Annotated in this window: 18 protein-coding genes and 1 pseudogene; 9 read left to right on the top strand and 10 right to left on the bottom strand. The window is 67.6% G+C overall.

All coding sequences use genetic code 11. The features are described from left to right. The first annotated feature begins 132 nt into the window (after positions 1–132). The 7 genes and pseudogenes from ABIE41_RS18515 (at position 133) to ABIE41_RS18485 (ending at position 5,945) form a co-directional block, all read left to right on the top strand. Positions 133–1,167, top strand: a complete 1,035-nt coding sequence (locus ABIE41_RS18515) for a 4-hydroxythreonine-4-phosphate dehydrogenase PdxA (RefSeq protein ID WP_192641733.1) — start codon at positions 133–135, stop codon at positions 1,165–1,167. 68 nt (positions 1,168–1,235) lie between these two features. Further along, entirely contained in the window at positions 1,236–2,231 is a 996-nt protein-coding gene (locus ABIE41_RS18510; RefSeq protein ID WP_192641732.1) for a tripartite tricarboxylate transporter substrate binding protein, read from the top strand. Positions 2,232–2,337: 106 nt separating this feature from the next. After that, the gene (locus tag ABIE41_RS18505; RefSeq protein WP_192641731.1) at positions 2,338–2,826 is read left to right on the top strand and encodes a tripartite tricarboxylate transporter TctB family protein; all 489 of its coding nucleotides are present in this window, start codon (positions 2,338–2,340) and stop codon (positions 2,824–2,826) included. Positions 2,827–2,856: 30 nt separating this feature from the next. Further along, complete coding sequence (locus ABIE41_RS18500) at positions 2,857–4,374, top strand: tripartite tricarboxylate transporter permease (protein WP_192641730.1); 1,518 nt, start codon at positions 2,857–2,859, stop codon at positions 4,372–4,374. Between the two features lie 75 nt (positions 4,375–4,449). Further along, positions 4,450–4,671, top strand: coding sequence for an antitoxin MazE-like protein (locus ABIE41_RS18495; RefSeq protein WP_354192759.1), 222 nt, complete (start codon positions 4,450–4,452; stop codon positions 4,669–4,671). Then, positions 4,668–4,997 (top strand): type II toxin-antitoxin system PemK/MazF family toxin, encoded by a 330-nt coding sequence (locus tag ABIE41_RS18490; RefSeq protein WP_192641729.1) that lies wholly within the window; start codon positions 4,668–4,670, stop codon positions 4,995–4,997. The genes ABIE41_RS18495 and ABIE41_RS18490 overlap by 4 nt, the downstream gene beginning before the upstream one ends. Positions 4,998–5,026: 29 nt before the next feature. Further along, positions 5,027–5,945, top strand: a pseudogene (locus tag ABIE41_RS18485) (dihydrodipicolinate synthase family protein). 184 nt (positions 5,946–6,129) lie between these two features. On the opposite strand, the gene ABIE41_RS18480 reads toward ABIE41_RS18485, so the two are convergent. The 7 genes from ABIE41_RS18480 to ABIE41_RS18450 form a co-directional block, all read right to left on the bottom strand. After that, positions 6,130–6,783 (bottom strand): ferritin-like domain-containing protein, encoded by a 654-nt coding sequence (locus ABIE41_RS18480; protein WP_192641727.1) that lies wholly within the window; start codon positions 6,781–6,783, stop codon positions 6,130–6,132. A gap of 40 nt (positions 6,784–6,823) precedes the next feature. Continuing rightward, positions 6,824–7,408: a ferritin-like domain-containing protein gene (locus ABIE41_RS18475; protein WP_210320832.1), complete on the bottom strand. Its 585-nt coding sequence runs from the start codon at positions 7,406–7,408 to the stop codon at positions 6,824–6,826. Positions 7,409–7,890: 482 nt separating this feature from the next. Continuing rightward, complete coding sequence (kce, locus tag ABIE41_RS18470; protein WP_192641725.1) at positions 7,891–8,823, bottom strand: 3,5-dioxohexanoate:acetyl-CoA acetone transferase; 933 nt, start codon at positions 8,821–8,823, stop codon at positions 7,891–7,893. A gap of 46 nt (positions 8,824–8,869) precedes the next feature. Further along, the gene (locus ABIE41_RS18465; RefSeq protein WP_192641724.1) at positions 8,870–9,811 is read right to left on the bottom strand and encodes a 3-hydroxyacyl-CoA dehydrogenase; all 942 of its coding nucleotides are present in this window, start codon (positions 9,809–9,811) and stop codon (positions 8,870–8,872) included. A gap of 163 nt (positions 9,812–9,974) precedes the next feature. Continuing rightward, entirely contained in the window at positions 9,975–12,500 is a 2,526-nt protein-coding gene (locus tag ABIE41_RS18460) for a branched-chain amino acid ABC transporter ATP-binding protein/permease (protein ID WP_192641723.1), read from the bottom strand. Positions 12,501–12,507: 7 nt separating this feature from the next. Next, positions 12,508–13,383 (bottom strand): branched-chain amino acid ABC transporter permease, encoded by an 876-nt coding sequence (locus ABIE41_RS18455; RefSeq protein WP_192641722.1) that lies wholly within the window; start codon positions 13,381–13,383, stop codon positions 12,508–12,510. Positions 13,384–13,538: 155 nt separating this feature from the next. Next, positions 13,539–14,801, bottom strand: a complete 1,263-nt coding sequence (locus ABIE41_RS18450) for an ABC transporter substrate-binding protein (RefSeq protein WP_192641721.1) — start codon at positions 14,799–14,801, stop codon at positions 13,539–13,541. Positions 14,802–14,908: 107 nt separating this feature from the next. Between ABIE41_RS18450 and ABIE41_RS18445 the strand changes: the two genes are divergently transcribed. After that, entirely contained in the window at positions 14,909–15,664 is a 756-nt protein-coding gene (locus tag ABIE41_RS18445; protein ID WP_192641720.1) for a GntR family transcriptional regulator, read from the top strand. Between the two features lie 14 nt (positions 15,665–15,678). Further along, positions 15,679–16,455, top strand: a complete 777-nt coding sequence (locus tag ABIE41_RS18440) for an SDR family oxidoreductase (protein ID WP_192641719.1) — start codon at positions 15,679–15,681, stop codon at positions 16,453–16,455. A gap of 59 nt (positions 16,456–16,514) precedes the next feature. Here ABIE41_RS18440 and ABIE41_RS18435 read toward each other — a convergent pair whose 3' ends face one another. Genes ABIE41_RS18435 through ABIE41_RS18425 form a run of 3 tightly spaced genes read right to left on the bottom strand, consistent with a single transcriptional unit; the run spans position 16,515 to position 20,204 of the window. Continuing rightward, positions 16,515–18,389: a dipeptide ABC transporter ATP-binding protein gene (locus ABIE41_RS18435; RefSeq protein WP_192641718.1), complete on the bottom strand. Its 1,875-nt coding sequence runs from the start codon at positions 18,387–18,389 to the stop codon at positions 16,515–16,517. Next, entirely contained in the window at positions 18,389–19,258 is an 870-nt protein-coding gene (locus ABIE41_RS18430; RefSeq protein ID WP_210320831.1) for an ABC transporter permease, read from the bottom strand. The genes ABIE41_RS18435 and ABIE41_RS18430 overlap by 1 nt, the downstream gene beginning before the upstream one ends. Next, on the bottom strand, positions 19,248–20,204 hold the full coding sequence (locus ABIE41_RS18425) for an ABC transporter permease (RefSeq protein ID WP_192641717.1): 957 nt from the start codon (positions 20,202–20,204) through the stop codon (positions 19,248–19,250). Before ABIE41_RS18425 ends, ABIE41_RS18430 begins: the two co-directional genes overlap by 11 nt. Positions 20,205–20,239 lie beyond the last annotated feature (35 nt).

Raw genomic sequence — 20,239 nt, 5'->3', positions numbered from 1 at the left:
GCGCGAGAAGGCCGCCTCTTGATCCTGTCTACCGCAAAGGAGATATGCTGCATACAGCATACTTGTGACCGCGGGGTGGCTGTGTTAGCCAGAGGACCACGCCAGACGAGAGCAGGACAGGGGAGCCGTAAGATGGATGAGCGCAGGACGGCCGAACTGCCGGTAATCGCAGTCGCGATGGGCGACCCCTCGGGCATCAGCCCGGAACTCGCAGCACGCATCCTGGCCGAGCCCGATCTGCGCGCCGCGGCCCGCTATGTCGTCTTCGGCGACGCGCGCCTGCTCGCCCTCGGCATCGCCGATTCCGGTGTCGATCCGCAGGTCCGCATCGTCCGTGACGGCGAGGCTCTGCCGCTCGGTGAGCGCCCGGTCTTCATCGATCTCGCCAACCACGATCCCGCCGATCTGGAGCGGGGCAAGGCCACGCTCGCCGGCGGCAAGGCCGCAACCGAGAACTTCCGCCGCGCGCTCCAGTTCGCAGCCGCTGGCCAGGCCGACGCGGTCTTCTTCACGCCGTTCAACAAGGCGGCGATGCGCTTCGCCTATCCAGGCTATGACGACGAGATCCGCTTCGTGCGCGACGCGATCGGCTTCGAAGGCCCTGCCAGCGAATTCAACATCCTCGGCAAGCTTTGGAATGCCCGCGTCACCTCGCACATCCCGCTCTCCGAAGTCGCCGCCAACATCACCCAGGACCGCATCCTGCGGGCGCTGACGCTGGCCGACGCCAATCTGCGCCTGGCCGGCTTTGACCCGCCGCGCATCGCGGTTGCGGGCATCAATCCCCATGCCGGCGATGGCGGCAATTTCGGCCGCGACGAGATCGATACGATCGAGCCCGCTGTGCAGGCCGCCAAGGCGAAGGGCTTCACCGTCGAGGGGCCGTTCCCCTCCGATACGGTCTTCCTGCGCGCCCGCAACGGCGATTTCGACGCCGTCCTCACCATGTATCACGACCAGGGCCAGATCGCGATGAAGCTGATCGGCTTCGACAGCGGCGTCACCCTGATCGGCGGCTTCCCCTTCCCGATCTGCACCCCCGCCCATGGCACGGCCTATGAGATCGCCGGCAAGGGCATCGCCAATCTCGGCGCCACGCGCGCCGCGCTCGCGCTCGCCGTCAAAATGGCACAGGACGGCAAGGCGAGGGCCAAGGCCGCCGCCTGACACCCCACTTCGTTCCAAGGCCGCCGCTCAAGAGTGGCCATGAAACCGATCATTCAGGGAGACAACGCATGAAGAGCTTCAGCATCACAGCCGCACTTGTCGGCGCCATCGCCATCGGCGCGGCGGGCAACGCCCAGGCCTGGCAGCCGACCAAGCCGGTCGAGTTCGTCGTCACCTCGGGTGCCGGCGGCGGCACCGACAACTTCGCCCGCATGATCCAGTCGATCATCAGCAAGCACAAGCTGTTCGACCAGCCGATCGTGGTGGTGAACAAGGGCGGTGGCTCGGGCGCCGAGGGCTATATCCACGGCAAGGCCGGCAAGGGCGACGCGCATCGCGTCGTCTTCGGCACCAACAACGCCTATCTGCTGCCCTATGTCGCCAAGCTCGGCTACAAGGTCTCCGACCTGACGCCGGTCGCGGCGCTGGCGCTCGACGAATTCCTGCTCTGGGTCAAGGGCGATGCGCCCTATGCCGACGCCAAGAGCTACATCGAGGCGATCAAGGCCAAGCCGATGGGCTTCAAGATGGGCGGCAGCCAGTCCAAGGACACCGACCAGACGCTGACGATGATGATCCAGGACGCCACCGGCGCCAAGATGATCTACGTCCCGTTCCAGGGCGGCAGCGCCGCGGCCGTGCAGCTCGCCGGCGGCCACATCGACTCCAACGTCAACAATCCCAATGAGAACATCGGCCAGTGGAAGGCCGGCCAGGTGAAGCCGCTCTGCGTTTTCTCGCCGGTGCGCCTCGCCAAGGGCGAGCCGGTCTTCGAGGGCAAGGGCTGGGGCGACATCGCGACCTGCAAGGAAGCCGGCCTGCCGATCGAGACCTTCCAGATGCCCCGCACCGTCTGGCTCCCGGCCGAGGTGCCTGCCGACGCGGTCGCCTTCTACGAAGGCGTGCTGGAGAAGGTCTCGAAGACGCCGGAATGGCAGGAGTTCGTCACCCGCACGGCCCAGACCGCCCGGTTCATGAAGGGCAAGGAACTGGCCGATTTCGTCGCCAGGGACGACGCCGCCAACAAGAAGGTCTTCCAGGCCGAGGGCTGGGTCGTCAACTGACGCAGCCTGGCTGATGCCTCTCCGGACGGCCTCCCGGCCGTCCGGCTTGTCTTCGAACGCTCCCTGCCAGTTTCGAGCGGCCGTCCCGGCCGGGAGGAAACGCTCCATGATCACGCGCTTCTGGGCGGAAACCGCGACCGCGCTCGTCACGCTCGCCTTCGGGCTGATCGTCGTCCGGGGCGCTCTCGAATTCGGGATCGGCTGGGATACGTCGGGTCCGCAGCCCGGCGCCTTTCCCTTCTACACCGGCGCTTTGGTGGCCCTCGCCAGTGTCGGGACGCTGGTGGTCACCTTCGCCCAGCGTCTGCGCGGCGCGGCCATCGTCGAGGAGATCTTCCTCGATCGCGAGCGGGCGGGCCGCGTCATCTCCTTCTTCGCCCCGCTCGTCGCCTTCGTGCTGATCACGGCCTTCGCGGGCATGTATGTCGCCACCATCGCCTACCTCTTCTACGCGATGCGCTTCCAGGGCGGCTACGGTTGGCTCGTCTCGGCCGCCAGTGCGCTGGCTGCCGCAGTCGTCTTCTACGCCGTGTTCGAGCGCTTCTTCCAGATCGGCCTGCTCAAGGGCCCGGTCGAGCGCCTGATCGGGCTTTAAGGCCTGCCGGACGCCAACGAGGACGCTGCCATGGATAACGTCGCCTCGCTGATGCACGGCTTTTCGGTCGCGCTCACCACCCACCATGTCCTGCTGATGATGGCGGGCGTGCTGCTGGGCATCCTCGTCGGCGTGCTGCCCGGCCTCGGCGCGCCCAACGGCGTCTCGCTGATGCTGCCGCTGACCTTCACCATGGAGCCGGTCTCGGCGATCATCCTTCTGACCTCGCTCTACTGGGGCGCGCTGTTCGGCGGCTCGACCACCTCGATCCTGTTCAACATCCCCGGCGAACCTTCCTCGGTGGCGACGACCTTCGACGGCCACCCCATGGCCAAGCAGGGCAGGGCGACCGAAGCGCTCTCCTTCGCCTTCCTCTCGGCGGGGTTCGGGGCGCTGGCCGGCGTCATCCTGATCACGCTGCTGTCCGGCTGGGTCGCGAAATTCGCGCTGCGCTTCTCCTCGCCCGAATATTTCGCTGTCTATTTCATGACCTTCGCCAGCTTCATCGGCCTGGGCGGCGCTTCTCCCTTCAAGGCGGTCGTCTCGATGGGCGTCGGTTTCGCGCTGGCCTCGGTCGGCATGGACTCGGTTTCGGGCAATATCCGCCTGACCTATGAATTCGATATCCTGCTCGGTGGCATCTCCTTCCTGATCGCGGTGATCGGCCTGTTCGGCATCGGCGAACTGCTGCTGACGATGGAGGAGGGGCTGCGCTTCGAGGGCGTCGCCGCCAAGGTCCGCGTCCGCGACGTGCTGCTGACCGCCGCCAAGCTGCCGCGCTACTGGGTCGCTCTGTTGCGCTCGAGCGCCATCGGCATCTGGATGGGCATCACGCCCGGCGGGCCGACAGCGGCCTCCTTCATGAGCTACGCCATGGCCAAGCGCTCCTCGCGCAACCCGGAGAAGTTCGGCAAGGGCGAGCCCGAGGGCGTGATCGCGCCCGAGACGGCCGACCATGCCGCCGGCTCCGCCGCGATGCTGCCGATGCTGGCGCTTGGCATCCCCGGCTCTGCGACCGCCGCCGTGATGATGGGCGGACTGATGATCTGGGGCCTCAACCCCGGCCCGATGCTCTTCATCGAGCGGCCGGACTTCGTCTGGGGGCTGATTGCCTCGATGTATCTCGGCAACGTCGTCGCGGTGGTCGTCGTGCTTGCGACGGTCCCGCTCTTCGCCTCGATCCTGCGCATTCCCTTCTCGATCGTTGCGCCGCTGATCGTGATGATCTGCTTCATCGGCGCCTACACGGTTGCCAGCAAGGAGTTCGACATCTGGGTCGCGCTCGCCTTCGGCATCGTCGGCTATGTCTTCAAGAAGCTCGACTATCCGATCGCGCCGCTGATCCTGGCCATGGTCATCGGCGACAAGGCCGAGGATGCCTTCCGCCAGTCGATGATCTTCAGCCAGGGCTCGCTCTCGATCTTCTGGTCGAACGCGCTGGTCTCGACGCTGATGGGCATCGGGCTGGCCCTGCTGCTGCTGCCGCTGATCGGCTCGGCCGTCCGCACCCTGCGCGGCCGGTCCGTGACGGTCGCGGCCAAGGGCTAAGCCGGCCATGCTGCCGCCGATTGCGGGTCCTGGCGTAACGCGTTACGCTCTTTGCTCGAAACGGGAGGCCGTCTCATGTCCGCGGTCGCAGAACGGATGCGCGAAATGCGCCGGCGACGGCGCGAGCAGGGATTGCGCGAAGTGCGGTTGCTGCTGCCCGACATGCGGTCCGCTGAAGTGCGGGAGCGGATCGCTCGCCAGTCCGCCGCGCTCGATCCTGCCGACGAGGCCGACGCCCTCGCCTGGATCGAAGCAGTCTCCGAGTTCGACAACCCCGACCCGTCGGAAAAGTGGTGAAACGCGGCGACATCGTCATCGTCGCGGCCTCCGGGGACTACAGCAAGCCGAGGCCGGCCGTCGTCGTTCAGTCCGACGGCATGCCTGCCAACCATCCCTCCATCGTGGTCTGTCAAATGACCTCGCTGCTGAGCGAGGCCTCGGACTTTCGCATCACGCTCGAGCCGACCATCGCAAATGGTCTGCGGTTGCGGTGCCAGATCATGGTGGACAAGCCGACCACGGTGAAGACCGAGCGCATTTCCCGTTCGATCGGTCGCCTGACCACCGACGAACTGTCGCGCTTGGACAAATCCCTGGGCGCTGTCCTGGGCTTCGCTGACTGATCACACCGCCTCCACGAAGGACCACCAACATGACCGAACCCTACAAGGGCATCCTGCCGATCGCGCCGACCATCTTCCACGACAATGGCGACGTCGATCTCGACGGCAACCGCCGCGTCATGGACCTGATGGTCGATCAGGGCGTCGACGGCATCTGCATCCTCGCGAACTTCTCCGAGCAGTTCCTGCTCACCGACGCCGAGCGCGAGCAGGTGATGCATCTCTCGCTGGAGCAGGTCGCCGGGCGCGTGCCGGTCATCGTCACCACCTCGCATTTCTCGACCCGCATCGCCGCCCAGCGCGCCAAGGCCGCGGCCGATGCCGGCGCGAAGATGCTGATGATGATGCCGCCCTATCACGGTGCCCTCCTCAAGGCCGACGAGCAGGGCATGGTCGAGCATTTCAAGCAGGTGGCCGACGCTTGCGGCATCCCGATCATCCTGCAGGATGCGCCGCTCTCGGGCGTGACGCTGACCGTGCCCTTCATGATCCGGTTGGCGGAAAGAGGTGCCGCTCGTCCGCTACTTCAAGATCGAGGTGCCCGGCACGGCCAACAAGCTGCGTGCGCTGATCGAGGCTGGCGGCGATGCAGTGGTGGGCCCCTTCGACGGCGAGGAGGCGATCACGCTGATGGCCGATCTTGACGCCGGCGCGACCGGCACGATGACCAGCGCCATGATCCCCGATCTGATCAAGCCGATCCTGGCCGCCCATGCCGCGGGCGACCGCAAGCAGGCCGCCGCGCTCTATGCGAAGGTGCTGCCGATCATCAACTACGAGAACCGCCAGTGCGGCCTGCGCTCGGCCAAGGCGGTGATGAAGGAGGGCGGCGTCATCAAGTCGGAAGCCGTGCGCCATCCGCTGACGCCGCTGCATCCCAAGACCCGCGAGGGGCTGATCGAACTGGCGCGGGAACTCGATCCGCTCGCGCTGCGCTGGGGCAAGTGATCAGCGCTGGGCGCGGCGCTCTCCCGCAGCAGCGCATCAGCGCGATACCGACACGCTTGAAGCGCCGCTCCGGCGGCGCTGTCTGAGCTGGGCCGAGGACAAGGCCGTGACGCCGCCTCAACCCGCTTCATGTTTGTGGCGCCATGTCTGGATCTGACATGGCGCCCGTTTTGGAGATGGCCGATCAGGCGTCGATGAAGGGGCTGACGGCAGCCAGGACCTGCTGCTTGGTCATCGGCTTGTCGGTGGCGCCCTTCCACGGCCTCACCCCACGAACCAGCCGAACCTCGGCGGCATGGCGCGCCTCGACCGAGTGGATGCGCAGCGCCGTCGTCAAGGCTGCGTCCGCGCCCATCAGTGCCGGAGCCTGGCCCGCATAGGCGGCGACGCCGGTGTCCTCCAGGGTCTGCGCCACGCTGGCGAACGTCTTGAAATCGCGGAAGACATTGGCGTACCTGCCGCCCGCCGTGAAATCGAACCGCGGCTTGGCCACGGCGCCCGCGCCGAGCGTCGAGCTCAGCAGGGTGACGTGAGCGGCCTCATGCGAGCTGATCTGCCGAAAGACCACCCCGAAGCGATCCGGCACGACGCCAGCGCGCAGCCCTTCGCTGTAGAATTCGTCTTCGAGGTATTCGAGTGTCAGCGCGAAGTTCAGGACCGCGGCGACCTGCGCGGGCATGCCCTGGCCGAAGGCCTGGCTGGAGACCGCCGCCAGCACGACGGGTGCCGAGGCGACCGCGCCGAGCCGTTTGGCGGTCGAGACGAAGAGGTCCCGTCGCGACGCCAGGGCGCCCGCGAGATCGGGGTCGAGCGTGGAGAGTAGTGTTTGATGGGTCATATCGATGCCTTTCGGATGAGAATGCGGATCGAGATCGCGCTCAGGGGAGCTGCGACGCGGTGACCGGCGTGGCGATGAACGGACCTGCGGCGCGCAGGACGGCCGAGGGCGGGTTGGAGACGTCGACACCGCCGCGCGAGATCACGTCGTCCCCGGCGAAGTATTCGGTGAAGGGCCGCAGCATGTCGCGAACCGTGGCGGCATGGCGGGCCTCGACCGAGACGATCGAGCCCGCAGCCGCGAGATAGGCGGGCGTCCTGATCGCCGCGCCGCCGCCATTGTAGGCCGACACGCCAAGGTCCTCGAAGGTCATCGCCGTCTTCAGGACGCTCATCCGATCGCCGAAGTTCACCGCCGAGAAGTTCACGGCGAGGTCCGGAATCCGGTTCGCGCCGAGCGCCTTCTTGAAGAACGCGCGATGCGAGATCTCATGATTGCGGATGTCGGTCAGCAGCGCGCGCTCGTAGGCGGTCATGCCTGCATAGGGGCTGGCGATGACCTGCGTGTAGAAGGCCGCCTCCAGTTGCTCCAGCGCATAGGCGTAGTTGAGGACACCCAGATCGCCGCCACCGAGATCCACGGCGCGGGACTGGGCGAAGGCCTCGCCGAGCTTGAGGCTGGGCACGTCCACCCCGAATGAGACGGCGGCCGCGGCAGCGACGCCCGACCAGCGAAGGAACGCGCGGCGCCCCTGGACTGGCCTATCCTTCGCAAGGGAAGTGATCTGTTGAACAGTCATCGTCTATCTCCATGGTTGGGATATCGATGAGCTCAACAATTGATCGAATAAAACGTTCCAATATTTAATAACAAAGAACGAATATTGTCGCGATCTAATCTTGTTATCTCAAGATAAAATCCGCCGCACGAAAAGTGCTGCGCAAATTCCAAAAGCTCTCAATGCGGTTACGCGGGGCCTCGCATTCTGGATGCACACAGAATACCGATCGGCAGCCGGACGCCTCGCTCCGGTCCGTTCTCAAATGCTGACGATGACCGGACAGGCCACAGGCCCGAGTCAGGGCCACCCTCCGACGACGGGCTCGAAAGAGCCCGTCGTGCGGCATCCCGGGCCGCCGCGGTGGTTCCGTGACAACCCGGTCGGCGCTAGAAATTGACCTTGTCGGCCCCCTTGAGCTGCAGCATCTCCCGCGCATCGGCCGGGGTCGCCACATCGAGCCCGAGTCCCTCGATGATCATGCGGGCCGCCCGGACCTGGTCGGCGTTCGACTTGGCGAACTGCCCCGGCCCGAGCCAGAGCGAATCCTCCAGGCCAACGCGCAGATTGGCGCCCATGGCGACCGACATGGCGGCGATCGGCAGCTGGTGACGGCCCGCGCCGAGCACGGACCAGTGATACTGGTCGCCGAACAGCCGGTCGGCCGTGCGCTTCATATGGACGACATCCTCGGGATGGGGCCCGATGCCGCCGAGAATGCCGAAGACCGACTGCACGAAGAAGGGCGGCTTCACCAGCCCGCGATCGACGAAATGGGCCAGCGTGTAGAGATGGCCGATGTCGTAGCACTCGATCTCGAAACGGGTGTTGTTCTCCGCGCAGGTGGTCAGGATGTTCTCGATGTCCTGGAAGGTATTCTTGAAGATCCGGTCCTTCGAGCCTTCGAGATAGGGCCTCTCCCAATCGTGCTTGAAGTCCTTGAACCGGGCCAGCATCGGGTAGAGCCCGAAATTCATCGAGCCCATGTTGAGCGAGGCGACCTCGGGCTTGAAATGCGCGCAGGGGCCGAGCCGCTCCTCGACGCCCATCGTCGGGGCGCCGCCGGTGGTGATGTTGATCACGCAGTCCGAGCGCTGCTTGATCACCTTCAGGAAGGGCTCAAAGGCCTCGGGCGACTGGTCGGGCTGGCCGGTGACCGGGTTCCGGGCATGGACATGCACCAGCGCCGCACCCGCCTCCGCCGCCCCGACGGCGGCCTCGATGATCTCGTCCGGCGTCACCGGCAGATGCGGCGACATCGAAGGCGTATGGATCGCGCCGGTGACCGCGCAGGTGATGATGACTTTGCGGTTCTTGGCCATGGCGGAGGTGTCCTTTCAGGCTTGATGGCGGTTCGAAGGGCCGGCGTCAGTCCGGCTTGGCACCCGAAGCGCGCTTATGCGCCTGCAGCGCGGCCAGCCGCGTGTCGCGCCAGTCGCTCAGGCGCTTGACGCGATCGGGCGACTGGGCGCCGCGCCATTCGCTCATTACGGTCTCGACCGTCGCAGCGTCGAACGGATTGCCGAGCCCCTCAGAGGACTTCACCATGCGGTCGAGCGAGGCGGAATAGCGCGCGCAGTAATCGGGGATGCCGCCAGGCGCGTTGAGTTCGATCGTCTCGAACGGCCCCATGAAGGACCAGCGCAGACCCAGGCCGTCGCGGATCGTCTTGTCGACATCCTCGGCGCTGGCGACACCCTCGCCGACGATGCGGAAGGCCTCGGCCAGCAGCACGGCCTGCAGGCGGTTCAGCACGAAGCCGGGCTTTTCCTTGCGCAGCACGATCGGCACCTGGCCGGCCTGCTCGTAGATCGCTTTGGCCCGCTCGACCATAGCCGGATCGGTCCAGGGCGCCGGCGCCAGCTCGACGATCGGCACGAGATGGGGCGGGTTGACCGGATGCGCGACGAGGCAGCGCGCCCGGCCCGCCAGGGTCTCGCTGAACACCGAGGCCATGATGAAGGAGGTCGAGGACGCCAGGATCGTCGAGGGCGGACAGAGCGCGTCCATCTCGGCGAAGAGCTGCTGCTTGGCCGCGACGGTTTCCGGCCCGTTCTCCTGCACGAGGTCGGCGCCGGTCAGGACATCGGCGAGGTCGCTGGCGACGCGGATGCGGGCCAGCGATCCCTTGGGGTCGGCGACCAGCCCATGGCCCGCGAGCTCCTCGAGATTGGTGCCGATATGGGCGCGCGCCGCCTCCGCCGCGCCGGGCGCGACGTCATGCAGCGCGACAGCACAGCCATGGCTGGCGAAGACGGTGGCCCAGGCGCGGCCGATCAGGCCCGAGCCGACGATGGCGATGTGGGTCATGGGAAATGATTCCGAAGGGGGGCGTCGCGAAGCGAAGAAGGTTCGTCATTCTCGGGCGGAGCGAAGCGCAGACCCGAGAATCTCGTGAAGCAAGAGGCTCTTCTGGACGAGATGCTCGGGTCGAGCCCGTGCATGACGGAAGGGTTCGGCAGGCGGACAACCATCACAGCCACAACACCTGCCGCCGGAGCGCGAGATCTTGGCTCAGCGCCCGTGAGGGGCCGGTATGGACGACGCTGCCGCGCTCCAGCACGACGGTGCGGTCCGAGAGCGCCAGCGCGAGGTCGAGATGGTGGTCGACGATGACGATGCCGATCTCCTGGCGGAGCTTGTCGAAGGCCTCGAACAGCTCCTCGACGACGGCCGGCGCCAGCCCCTCGAAGGGCTCATCGAGCAGCAGCACGCGGGTGTCGCCCGAGAGCGCGCGCGCCACCGCCACCATCTGCTGCTCGCCACCCGACAGATAGTCGGCCGGCGAATGCCAGCGCTGCTTGATGCGCGGGAAGAAGGCGAAGATCTTGTCATCGTCCCAATGCGTGCCGTTGCCGGTGACCCGCTTGAGCCGGCCGAGCTCCATATTGTCCTTGACGCTCATGCCGGCGAAAAGCCCGCGGCCCTGCGGCACATAGGCGATGCCGGCGCGCGCGATCGCGGCGGGCGGCTGCCCGGCGATGTCCTGGCCCGCCAGCGTGATCGTGCCGCTCGCGGGCGGGGCGATGCCGGTGATGGTCTTCAGCAAGGTCGACTTGCCGGCGCCGTTGCGGCCGAGCAGCGCGACGATCTCGTTCTCATGCACGTCGAGCGAGACCTGCCGCAGGATGTGGCTCTTGCCGTAGAAGGTGTCGACCTTGTCGAGGCCGAGCAGGACGCCCGATCGCGCTGCGCTCTGGCGCGGCTTCTCGGCCAGCGCATGCGCGCCTGAGCCGATATAGATCTCCTGCACGCGCGGCGAGGAGCGCGCATCCTCGACCGTGCCGTCGACCAGCACCGAGCCCTCGTTCATCACGGTGACATGGTCGGCGATGGCGAAGACGCGATCGATGTCGTGCTCGACCAAGAGCACCGGCAGGTCGGTCGAGATCGACTTGATCAGATTGCCGACGCGCTCGCGCTCAGCCGCCGCCAGGCCCGCCAGCGGCTCGTCGAGCAGCAGCACGCGCGGCTTCGTGGCGAGCGCCAGACTCATGTCGAGCAGGCGCTGGCCGCCATAGCTCAGCGATCCGGCCTCCGCCGTCTCGATGCCGCGCAGGCCCATCGTGTCGATCACGGTGGTCGTCTGGGCGTTGACCTCGTCGAGCGCGCCGGCCGGCCGCCAGAAGCCGAAGCGAGCGCTGGCGCGGGCCTGAACGGCGAGCCGCACATTCTCCTCGACCGACAGCGTCGGGAACAGGTTGGTGATCTGGAAGGCGCGCCCGATGCCGGCCTGCGTGATCGCCTCGGGCGACATCCCGCCGATCGAGCGCTCGCGCAGCTTCACCTCGCCGCGATCGGGCGGAAACAAGCCGGAGATCAGGTTGAAGGCCGTGGTCTTGCCGGCGCCGTTGGGGCCGATCAGCGCATGCAGCCGCCGGTCGGCCATGGTGATGTCGACGCCTTCGACCGCCTTGATGCCGCCGAAGCTCTTGGCGAGCCCCCGCGCGGTCAGGATCGGCCCGTCGATCGGATCGCTGGGTTTCATGAAGGCCGGCAGCGTCACCGAGCCGGCCTTGCGCTCCGACATCGCCGCATCGCCCACGACCGACTTGCGGAAGGGCCGCAGGAGGCGCTCGCCAAAGCCGACGATGCCGGTCGGCGAGAACACGATGAAGCCGACAAAGAGCAGGCCGAACCAGAACAGCCAATTCGGCGTGATGCTGGAGAGGTAGTCGCGGAAGATCACGAAGAACAGCGCGCCGAGCGCCGGCCCCAGGAAGGAGCGCATGCCGCCGATCACGACCATCGCCAGCAATTCGCCGGAGAAAGCGACCGAGATCGGCTCGGCCGAGGTCATGCGGTTGTTGAACAGCAGGAGCGAGCCGGCCAGCCCGGTCAGCGCCGCCGACAGCGTGAACGCGATCAGCTTGTAGCGGTCGGTGGCATAGCCGAGGAAACGAGCCCGCTGCTCGTTCTCGCGGATCGCCACCAGCACGGTGCCGACGGGCGAGCGATGGAAGCGCCAGAGCCCATAGACCACCGCCATGCCGATCAGCGCGACGAGGATGTAAAAGCGCGAGGCATCCTCGAAGTCGATGCCGAGGAAGAGCGGCCGCTTGATGCCGCCGAGCCCGTCCTCGCCGCCGGTCACCGCCGTCCAGCGGAAGGCGACCGAATAGGTCATCGCCGCCAGCGCCAGCGTCAGCAGGGAGAAATAGACGCCCTTGCGCCGCAGAATCAGCGCCCCGAAGGCAAAGGCGATCAGCCCGACGAAGACGACGGACAGAAGAATGGGCAGGGCAAACTGCCCCGGCAGCCAGTTGCGCTGGATCAGTCCGGCGGCATAGGCGGCGAGCCCGAACCAGGCGCCATGGCCGAAGGAGACCAGGCCTGTGGTGCCGACGAGGATGTTCAGTGCCATGCAGGCGATGGCGAAGACGACGATCTCGGTCGCCGACGTCGTGCCGAGCCCAATGACCTGCATCAGGAAGGGCAAAGCGAGGAGGCCGGCGGCGGCGATGAAGAGCGGCGCGTGATCGCGCTGGAGGGGAGTCATCGCGGCCTCACTCGAAACGCTGGATGCGTTCGCCGAACAGGCCGCGGGGCCGGAACAGCAGGACGAGCAGCATCATCAGGTAGATCACGGCGGTGGACCATTGCGTGTAGCCCAGCCCGATCGTGATGCCCTTCACCAGCCCGACCATCAGCGCGGCCACCACCACGCCCCAGAACGAGCCCAGGCCGCCGATGACGACGACGACGAAGGCCGGCGTGATGATCTCCTGCCCCATGGCGGGATGGATCGAATAGATCGGCGCCAGCAGCACGCCGGCCAGCCCAGCCAGCCCGATGCCGATCCCGGCGACCGCGACCATGTAGGGCTGCAGCGAGATGCCAAGCGCGCCGACCATGTCGGGATTCTGCACGCCGGCACGCACGACGCGGCCAAACGCGGTGCGCTGCAGCAGGAACCAGAGGCCCAGCACGCAGCCGGCCGCGATCAGGAGGAGCATCGCCCGGTAGCGCGAGTAGATGAAGTCGCCGATGAAGATCTGACCGCGCAGCGCCGGCGGGATCGAGAAGGACAGCGGGGGCGCGCCGAAGATCATGCGCAGCGACTGCTCGGCCACCATGGCGAGCCCGAAGGTCAGCAGCAGCGAGAGGATCGGGTCGGATCGATAGAAGCGCTGGAACAGCCCGCGCTCGACGACGATGCCGATCAGCGCCACCAGCACGGGCGAGGCGACCATGGCGCCGCCGAAGCCGATATGCGGCGCGAGCACGATCGTGAGATAGGCGCCGATCGCATAGAAGGCGCCATGCGCCAGATTGACGATGCCGCCCAGCGAAAAGATCAGCGACAAGCCGAGCGCGATCAGGAGGTAATAGACCCCGTCGAGCAGCCCGTTCAGCACCTGCTGGATGAAGAGGGTGAGCAAGGATTGGCCTTTATCGGAAAGCGCGCTGCAGGGAAGGGCCTTCAGCGTGGCGCGTCATGGTCGGGCCTGACCCGACCATCTGGGAAACCAGAAGTCTCCCGTCATGAGATTCCCGGGTCGGCGCTGCGCGCCGCCCGAGAATGACGAACGAGCCCTCAGCTCATCTTGCAGACGGCCTCGTCGCCGCTGGTGGCGATGACCTCCATGTCCTCGTTGGGGCCGGGCACGGCCGGGGACGAGGTGAAGAGATCCCACGGGTTCTTGACCTGCGCGGCCGGCAGCGCCGTGATCGTGTACATCTCGCTGATGAGCTGATGGTCAGAGGCGCGGAAGTAGCCCGGCCGGCCCTTGAGCACGTCGAACTTCGCGCCCTTCTCCCAATGCTCCAGGATCTTGGCCGTCTCGGTCGATTTCAGCTCGTTCATCGACTGCGCCATGATCTTCACGGCCATGTAGTCGCCCCAGGCCTGGTTCTCCGGCGGCTTGCCGTACTTCTTGGTGAAGGCGGCGACAAAGGCCTTGGTGCCGGGGGTGTCGATCAGGTGGTGCCAGACGCAGGGCCAGATGCCGGCGAAATTGTCCTTGCCGGCGGCCCAGGCCAGAGCCGTATCGAAGCCGAAGCCGGCGACCGGGAAGGTCAGGCCGAACTCCGAATACTGCTTCAGGAAGTTGGTGATCTGGTTGCCGGCGAGGTTCGAGATCACGAGGTCGGGCTTGGCGGCGCGGATTTCGAGCAGCAGCGCGGAGAAGTCGGTCGCGTCGGTCGGCACCAGCTTGTCGGCGGCGAACTGGCCGCCATTGGCCTCCATGAAGCGCTTGGCGACCTTGAGCAGGTCATGGCCGAAGGCGTAGTCGGCGGTGAGCGAGAACCACTTCTTACCCTTCACCAGCCCCTGCGCCATCAGCGAGCGGCCGCAGCTTTTCACATACATCGAGTTCTGGTGCTCGACATGGAACATGTAGCGGTTGCAGCTCTCGCCGCGCAGCGCGTCGGAGTTGCCGCCGGTGTTGACGAAGAGCGTCTTGTTGCGCGCCGCGACCTGCGAGATCGTCAGGCAGGAGGCCGAGGAGATCTCGCCGAGAATGCAGGTGACCTTGTCGCGCTCGATCATGCGCTCGGCCTTGGTCGAAGCCGTCTGCGGATTGACCGAATCCTCCTTCAGCGCCTCGAGCTTGCGGCCGTTGACGCCGCCCGCCGCGTTGATCTCCTCGACCGCGAGATCGACCGCCATCACGCCGTATTCGCCGAGCGGGCCGAGAAAGCCCGTGCGCGGCGTCAGATGGCCGAAGCGGATCGCGTCGGGCGTCTGCGCCAGAATGATCGAGGGGCTGGCGATCAGGCCGACGGCGGTGCCGGCACCGAGCCCGGCCAGCGCCTGCCGGCGCGAGAGTCGGGTCGTCTTCAACAGGTCTGACATGGACGTTCCTCCCAGAACGGACGCCGCACCGTTGTGGCGTCGGCGGATGTTGATCAGCGGTCTGACGCCGCTTGTCGTGATCTGTGATCACAGTTAGGTTGGCAGACATGACCGCTGCTGTCCAGCCCTCGCGAACCGCCTCCGAGCGGCCGGCTCCCCCGGGGGAGGCCGACGCCTCGGCGCTCGACGCCATCGGCGCCCTGCCGCGCGAGACGCTGGGCGAGCGCGTCACGGGCGAGCTGCGCGCGCTGCTGGTCGCGGGCCGTCTGGCGCCCGGCGAGAAGCTGTCGCTGCGCCGCGTCGCCGAAGCGCTCGGCGTTTCGATGATGCCGGTGCGCGAGGCGGTCAGCAGGCTTGCGGCCGATGGCGCGCTCGAGGTACTGCCCGGCCGGGCGGTGCGCGTGCCCGTGCTCTCGCTGGCGCAGTTTCGCGAGCTCACCCGGCTGCGGCTCGTGGTCGAGGGCTTCGCGGCGGAGGAGGCGGCGCGGCAGGCGGCGCCGGCCGACATCGACCGGATCATGGCCTTCGACGCCGCTTTCCGCCAGGCGGCGAGCGCCGATCCGCCCGACAGTGCCGCGGCCGTCGCGGCCAATCGAGACCTGCATTTCGCGCTCTACGAGGCGGCCGCTATGCCGAGCCTGATCGAGATGATCGAGCGGCTCTGGCTCAAGGCGGGGCCGATCCTCAATCTCGACATGCGCCACGAGCCGCGCCGGCTTGAAGGCGGCAGCGCCATGCAGGCCCATGCCCGCCTGCTGGAGGCCGTGCGCCGACGGGACGCGCCGGCCGCCCGCGCGGCGCTGGAAGACGACATCGCGGCCGCGGCCGCCCATATCGAAGAAACGGGCCAGCTTCGGGCCTGACGGGGAGAGACGGAATGGACCTGCAGATCAAGGGGCTGCGCGTGCTGGTGACGGCCGGCGCCAATGGCATCGGCCGCGCCACGGCGCGCGCCTTCGCGGCCGAGGGCGCGAAGGTCCATATCTGCGATGTGGATCGCGGCGCGCTTGCCGACATGGCCAAGAGCGACCCGGCGATGACGCAGTCGGTCTGCGACGTCTCGGACCGGGCGGCCGTCGCGCGGCTGATGGAGGAGGCACTGGCAGCGCTGGGCGGGCTCGACTGCCTGGTCAACAATGCCGGCATCGCGGGCCCGACCGGACGCGTCGACGAGATCGCGCCCGAGGACTGGGATTCCTGCGTCGCCATCGACCTGACCGGGCAGTTCAACTGCACGCGGCTGGCGGTCCCGCATCTCAAGCAGTCGACGAACGCCTCGATCGTCAATCTCTCCAGCCAGGCCGGCAAGCACGGCTTCCCGCTGCGCTCGCCCTATGCCGCGGCGAAATGGGGCGTCATCGGCTTCACCAAGGCGCTCTCCGCCGAGCTCGGCGAATTCGGCATCCGCGCCAATGCGATCTGCCCCGGCCTGGTCGAGGGGCCGCGGATCCAGAGCGTCATCGCCAACAAGGCGCGCAGCTTCAACGTCTCGCATGACGAGATGACGCAGCGCCTCTTTGCCGGCGTCTCGATCAAGCAGTTCGTCGACCCCGCCGACATCGCCAAACAGATCGTCTTCCTCGCCTCGCCCTTCGCGAAGACGATCTCGGGGCAGGAGATCTCGGTCTGCGGCGATACGCGCATGCTCGCCTGAGCGCGCACAGCGCTTATGCGCCGCGAGAGCAAACGCCCCCAAGTGATTCGCGCAGCAGTCTATTCCGCGACGACCGCCTCGCGGCGCGCATGCGCCGGACCATCGACGCGCGGCACGGCTGACAGCAGCCTGATCGTGTAGGGGTGGCTCGGCGCGTTCATGATCGCGTCCGCCGGACCGACCTCGACGATCTTGCCGTGATGCATCACCGCCACCCGGTCGGCGAGATGGGCGACGACCGAGATGTCATGCGAGATGAAGAGATAGGCGACGCCGAGCCGGTCCTTGAGATCCGCCAGCAGGTTGACGATCGCCGCCTGCACGGAGACGTCCAGCGCCGAGACCGGCTCGTCGCAGACGATGAAGCGCGGCTGCGTCGCCAGCGCCCGCGCAATGCCGACGCGCTGCTTCTCGCCGCCGCTCATCTGGTGCGGGTAGCGGTCGGCGTAATGGACAGGCAGGCGCACCAGATCGAGCAGTTCGTCAACGCGCCTGGGGATATCGGCCGCCGGCGCAAGGCCGAAGCGGGCGATCGGCCGGCCCAGCAGCTCGCGGATCGTCTTGCGCGGGTTGAGCGAGGAATCCGGGTTCTGGAAGACGATCTGCGCGGTGCGCCGCATCGCCTCGAGCGCGCTCTGCGGCTTGCCGGAGACGGTCTCGCCGCCAATCCGGATGACGCCGGAATCCGCCTCGACCAGCCGCAGGATCGTGCGCCCCAGCGTCGTCTTGCCGGAACCGGATTCGCCGACGAGGCCGACGACCTCGCCGGGCGCGATCGTCAGCGAGATGTCGTCGACCGGCCGGATGCGGATGGCGTCGCGAACCGGGCGCCAGCCCTCGAAGCGCAGCTTGCCGCGGCCGAGAACGAAGCTCTTGGTGAGATGCTCGACGGCGACGACCGGCTCGGCCGTGACCGCCTGGGTGGCGGGTGAGGGGGATCCGACGGCGTCGGCCTCCGCCTGGACCGGCCAGGGCGTTTCGCGCAGCGTCTCAGCGGAACTGCAGCGCGCGAGCCGGCCGCCGATGTCGCGCAGGCTCTGCGGAGCCTGGCTGTCGGGCGTTGCGAAGGGGCAGCGCGGCGCGAAGCGGCAGCCCGTCGGCGGCTGGCGCAGATCGGGCAGGCGGCCGGGAATGGCGGCGAGCCGCGCCGTCTTGCGGCCGATGCGCGGGATCGCGGCGAGCAGCCCCTTGCTGTAGGGATGGGCCGGTCGCTGCAGCACATCCTCGGTCGCGCCCTGCTCGACGATCTGCCCGGCATAGAGCACGGCGACCTCGTCGGCGATCCGGCGGACGACGCCGAGATTGTGGCTGATGAAGAGCATCGTCAGGCCGCGCCGGGCCCGCAGATCTTCGAGCAGGTCGAGGATCTGCGCCTCGATGGTGACGTCCAGCGCCGTGGTCGGCTCGTCCAGGATCAGCAGCTCGGGCTCCGAGGCGAGCGCCCCCGCGATCAGCGCGCGTTGCCGCATGCCGCCCGAGAGCTCGTGCGGATAGGCCTTCGCGACGGCGTCCGGCTTGACGATACCGACCTCGTCGAGCAGCGCGATGGCCCGTTCGAAGGCGGCCTCCGGCGTGAAGCCGCGGTGATGCACGAGGCCTTCGCCGACCTGGTCGCCGATCCGCAAGCTGGGATTCAGCACCGAGAACGGGTCCTGGAAGACGAGGCCGATGCGCGAGCCGCGCAATTGCCGGCGCGCCTCGTCCCCCATGGTCAGGATGTCGGCGCCGTCGAAGAGGATGCGGCCCGAGGGTACGGAGGCCTCCGCCGGCAAAAGCCCCATGGCGGCCAGCGCGATCGTGCTCTTGCCGGAGCCGGATTCGCCGACGAGTGCCAGCGTCGAGCCCCTGCGGGCCTGGAGGCTGACCGAGGACAGCGCCTCGATCTCGCCGCCGGCGGTGCGGTAGCGGACGGTCAGGTCGTCGATGATCAGCATCAGGCCTTCCCCAGCCGCGCCTTGAGGCGCGGATCGAGGCGCTCGCGGGCGCCGTCGCCGAGCAGGTTGATGCCGATCACCAGCAGGCACATGGCCAGCCCCGGAGCCAGCGCGATCCAGGGCGCACGGTCGAGGAAGGAGCGCGCCTCCGAAATCATCAGCCCCCAGTCGGAACTGGGCGGCTGGGCGCCGAGCCCGAGGAAGGACAGCGCCGAGCCGAGCAGGATCGCATAGGTCACGCGCAGGCTAGCCTCGACGATTAGTGGCGGCCAGGCATTGGGCAGGATCTCGCGGAACAGGATGTAGGACGTGCTCTCGGCCCGCGCCTTGGCGGCCTGCACGAACTCCTCATTGGCCAGCGTCAGCGTCACGCTGCGCGCCAGCCGCGCGATCGGCGGGATGTAGACGAAGCCGACGGCGAGCGCGGTCTTCCACAGGGCGGGCGGCGTCACCGCCAGCACGAGCAGGCCGAGCATGATCGGCGGGATCGCCATCAGCACATCGGCCAGCCGCATCAGCGCCTCATCGACCCAGCCGCGGAAATAGCCGGCCGCCAACCCCATCGGCACGCCGATGGCGAGGCTGAACAGGGTCGCCGCGACACCCATGCCGATCGAGAGCCTGGCCCCCATCAGGAGGCGGCTCAGCACGTCGCGGCCATATTCGTCGGTGCCGAGCCAATAGGTCGCGTTCGGCGCCAGGAAGCGCGTGCGCATCGAGATCGTGTCCCAGGGGTGGGGCGCGATCCAGGGCGCGAGCAGCCCGAGCAGCAGGATGGTGCCGGTGATGGCAAGCCCGGCCTTGAGCTGCAGCGGCATCGGCTTGCGCGGCGGCTTTGCCGGCGTGGCGAGGGCTGGCTCAGGCGACATGGCGGCCGAACCGGATTTTTGGGTTGAGGCGGGCATAGAGCAGGTCGGCCAGGAGGTTGGCGAGCGCGTAGATCGCGGCGACCACCAGGATCGCGGCCTGCAGCGTCGGCAGATCGCGGTTCTGGATCGAGAAGACGACGAGCCGGCCGAGGCCGGGATAGGCGAAGACGGTCTCGATCACGACGATGCCGCCCATCAGCCGGCCGAAATCCAGCGCCAGCACCGTGATCGTCGGCAAAAGAGCGTTGCGCAGCGCATGGTGCAGCACGATCACCCGCTCGGGCAGGCCCTTGGCGCGGGCGGCGGTGATATAGGGGCTCTGCATCACCTCGATCATGCTGGAGCGCGTCAGCCGCGAGACATGGGCGAGATGCCCGAAGACGAGCGTGATGGTGGGCGCGATCAGGTGCTTGGCCCATTCCCAGACGCCGGCCGAGATCGGCTCGTAGCCCGAGGCCGGCAGCCAGCCGAGCCAGGCGGCGAAGACGATGATGACCACGATCGCCCAGAAGAACTCGGGCACAGCGATGCCGAGATAGGTCGCGACCGAGACGCCGTGGTCGAGCGGGCGGCCATGGCGCAGCGCGGCGGCGACGCCGAGGCCCACACCGATGACGGCGATCAGCACGAAGGAGAGGCCCGTCAGCATGAGCGAGTGCTGCAGCGCTTCCAGCAGCATCGGCCCGACCGGCCGGTTCATCAGTGTCGAAACGCCGAGATCGCCCATGACGAAGCCGCCGGCCCAGCGCAGATATTGCTGCCAGACCGGGTCGGTGAGGCCAAGCTTGAGCTCGAGCGCGCGGACCTGCTCGGGCGTCGCGAAGGCGCCGAGGATCAGATAGGCGACATTGGCCGGCAGCAGCGTGGTGACGCCGAAGACGAGCATCGACACCGCCACGAGGACGAGGACCACGAAGGCCAGGCGTCGGGTGATGTAGGCTGCCATTGGAGACGGGTTCCAGTGAGCCGGGGCTGCGCCCG

Origin of the sequence: Bosea sp. OAE506, assembly GCF_040546595.1 — a bacterium.
In the GTDB taxonomy this organism is placed as follows: Bacteria; Pseudomonadota; Alphaproteobacteria; order Rhizobiales; family Beijerinckiaceae; genus Allobosea.
Note: the sequence above shows the minus strand (reverse complement) of the source record. Positions and strands in the feature narration are given on the sequence as shown.

What these genes read in the sequence shown, in the direction of transcription:
- ABIE41_RS18430 (WP_210320831.1), bottom strand. Translation starts at nt 19,258, where the DNA reads ATGTCGCCTGAGCCAGCCCTCGCCACGCCGGCAAAGCCGCCGCGCAAG.
- ABIE41_RS18480 (WP_192641727.1), bottom strand. Translation starts at nt 6,783, where the DNA reads ATGACCCATCAAACACTACTCTCCACGCTCGACCCCGATCTCGCGGGC.
- ABIE41_RS18445 (WP_192641720.1), top strand. Translation starts at nt 14,909, where the DNA reads ATGACCGCTGCTGTCCAGCCCTCGCGAACCGCCTCCGAGCGGCCGGCT.
- kce (WP_192641725.1), bottom strand. Translation starts at nt 8,823, where the DNA reads ATGGCCAAGAACCGCAAAGTCATCATCACCTGCGCGGTCACCGGCGCG.
- ABIE41_RS18495 (WP_354192759.1), top strand. Translation starts at nt 4,450, where the DNA reads ATGTCCGCGGTCGCAGAACGGATGCGCGAAATGCGCCGGCGACGGCGC.
- ABIE41_RS18460 (WP_192641723.1), bottom strand. Translation starts at nt 12,500, where the DNA reads ATGACTCCCCTCCAGCGCGATCACGCGCCGCTCTTCATCGCCGCCGCC.
- ABIE41_RS18465 (WP_192641724.1), bottom strand. Translation starts at nt 9,811, where the DNA reads ATGACCCACATCGCCATCGTCGGCTCGGGCCTGATCGGCCGCGCCTGG.
- ABIE41_RS18440 (WP_192641719.1), top strand. Translation starts at nt 15,679, where the DNA reads ATGGACCTGCAGATCAAGGGGCTGCGCGTGCTGGTGACGGCCGGCGCC.
- ABIE41_RS18500 (WP_192641730.1), top strand. Translation starts at nt 2,857, where the DNA reads ATGGATAACGTCGCCTCGCTGATGCACGGCTTTTCGGTCGCGCTCACC.
- ABIE41_RS18435 (WP_192641718.1), bottom strand. Translation starts at nt 18,389, where the DNA reads ATGCTGATCATCGACGACCTGACCGTCCGCTACCGCACCGCCGGCGGC.
- ABIE41_RS18425 (WP_192641717.1), bottom strand. Translation starts at nt 20,204, where the DNA reads ATGGCAGCCTACATCACCCGACGCCTGGCCTTCGTGGTCCTCGTCCTC.
- ABIE41_RS18450 (WP_192641721.1), bottom strand. Translation starts at nt 14,801, where the DNA reads ATGTCAGACCTGTTGAAGACGACCCGACTCTCGCGCCGGCAGGCGCTG.
- ABIE41_RS18510 (WP_192641732.1), top strand. Translation starts at nt 1,236, where the DNA reads ATGAAGAGCTTCAGCATCACAGCCGCACTTGTCGGCGCCATCGCCATC.
- ABIE41_RS18515 (WP_192641733.1), top strand. Translation starts at nt 133, where the DNA reads ATGGATGAGCGCAGGACGGCCGAACTGCCGGTAATCGCAGTCGCGATG.
- ABIE41_RS18505 (WP_192641731.1), top strand. Translation starts at nt 2,338, where the DNA reads ATGATCACGCGCTTCTGGGCGGAAACCGCGACCGCGCTCGTCACGCTC.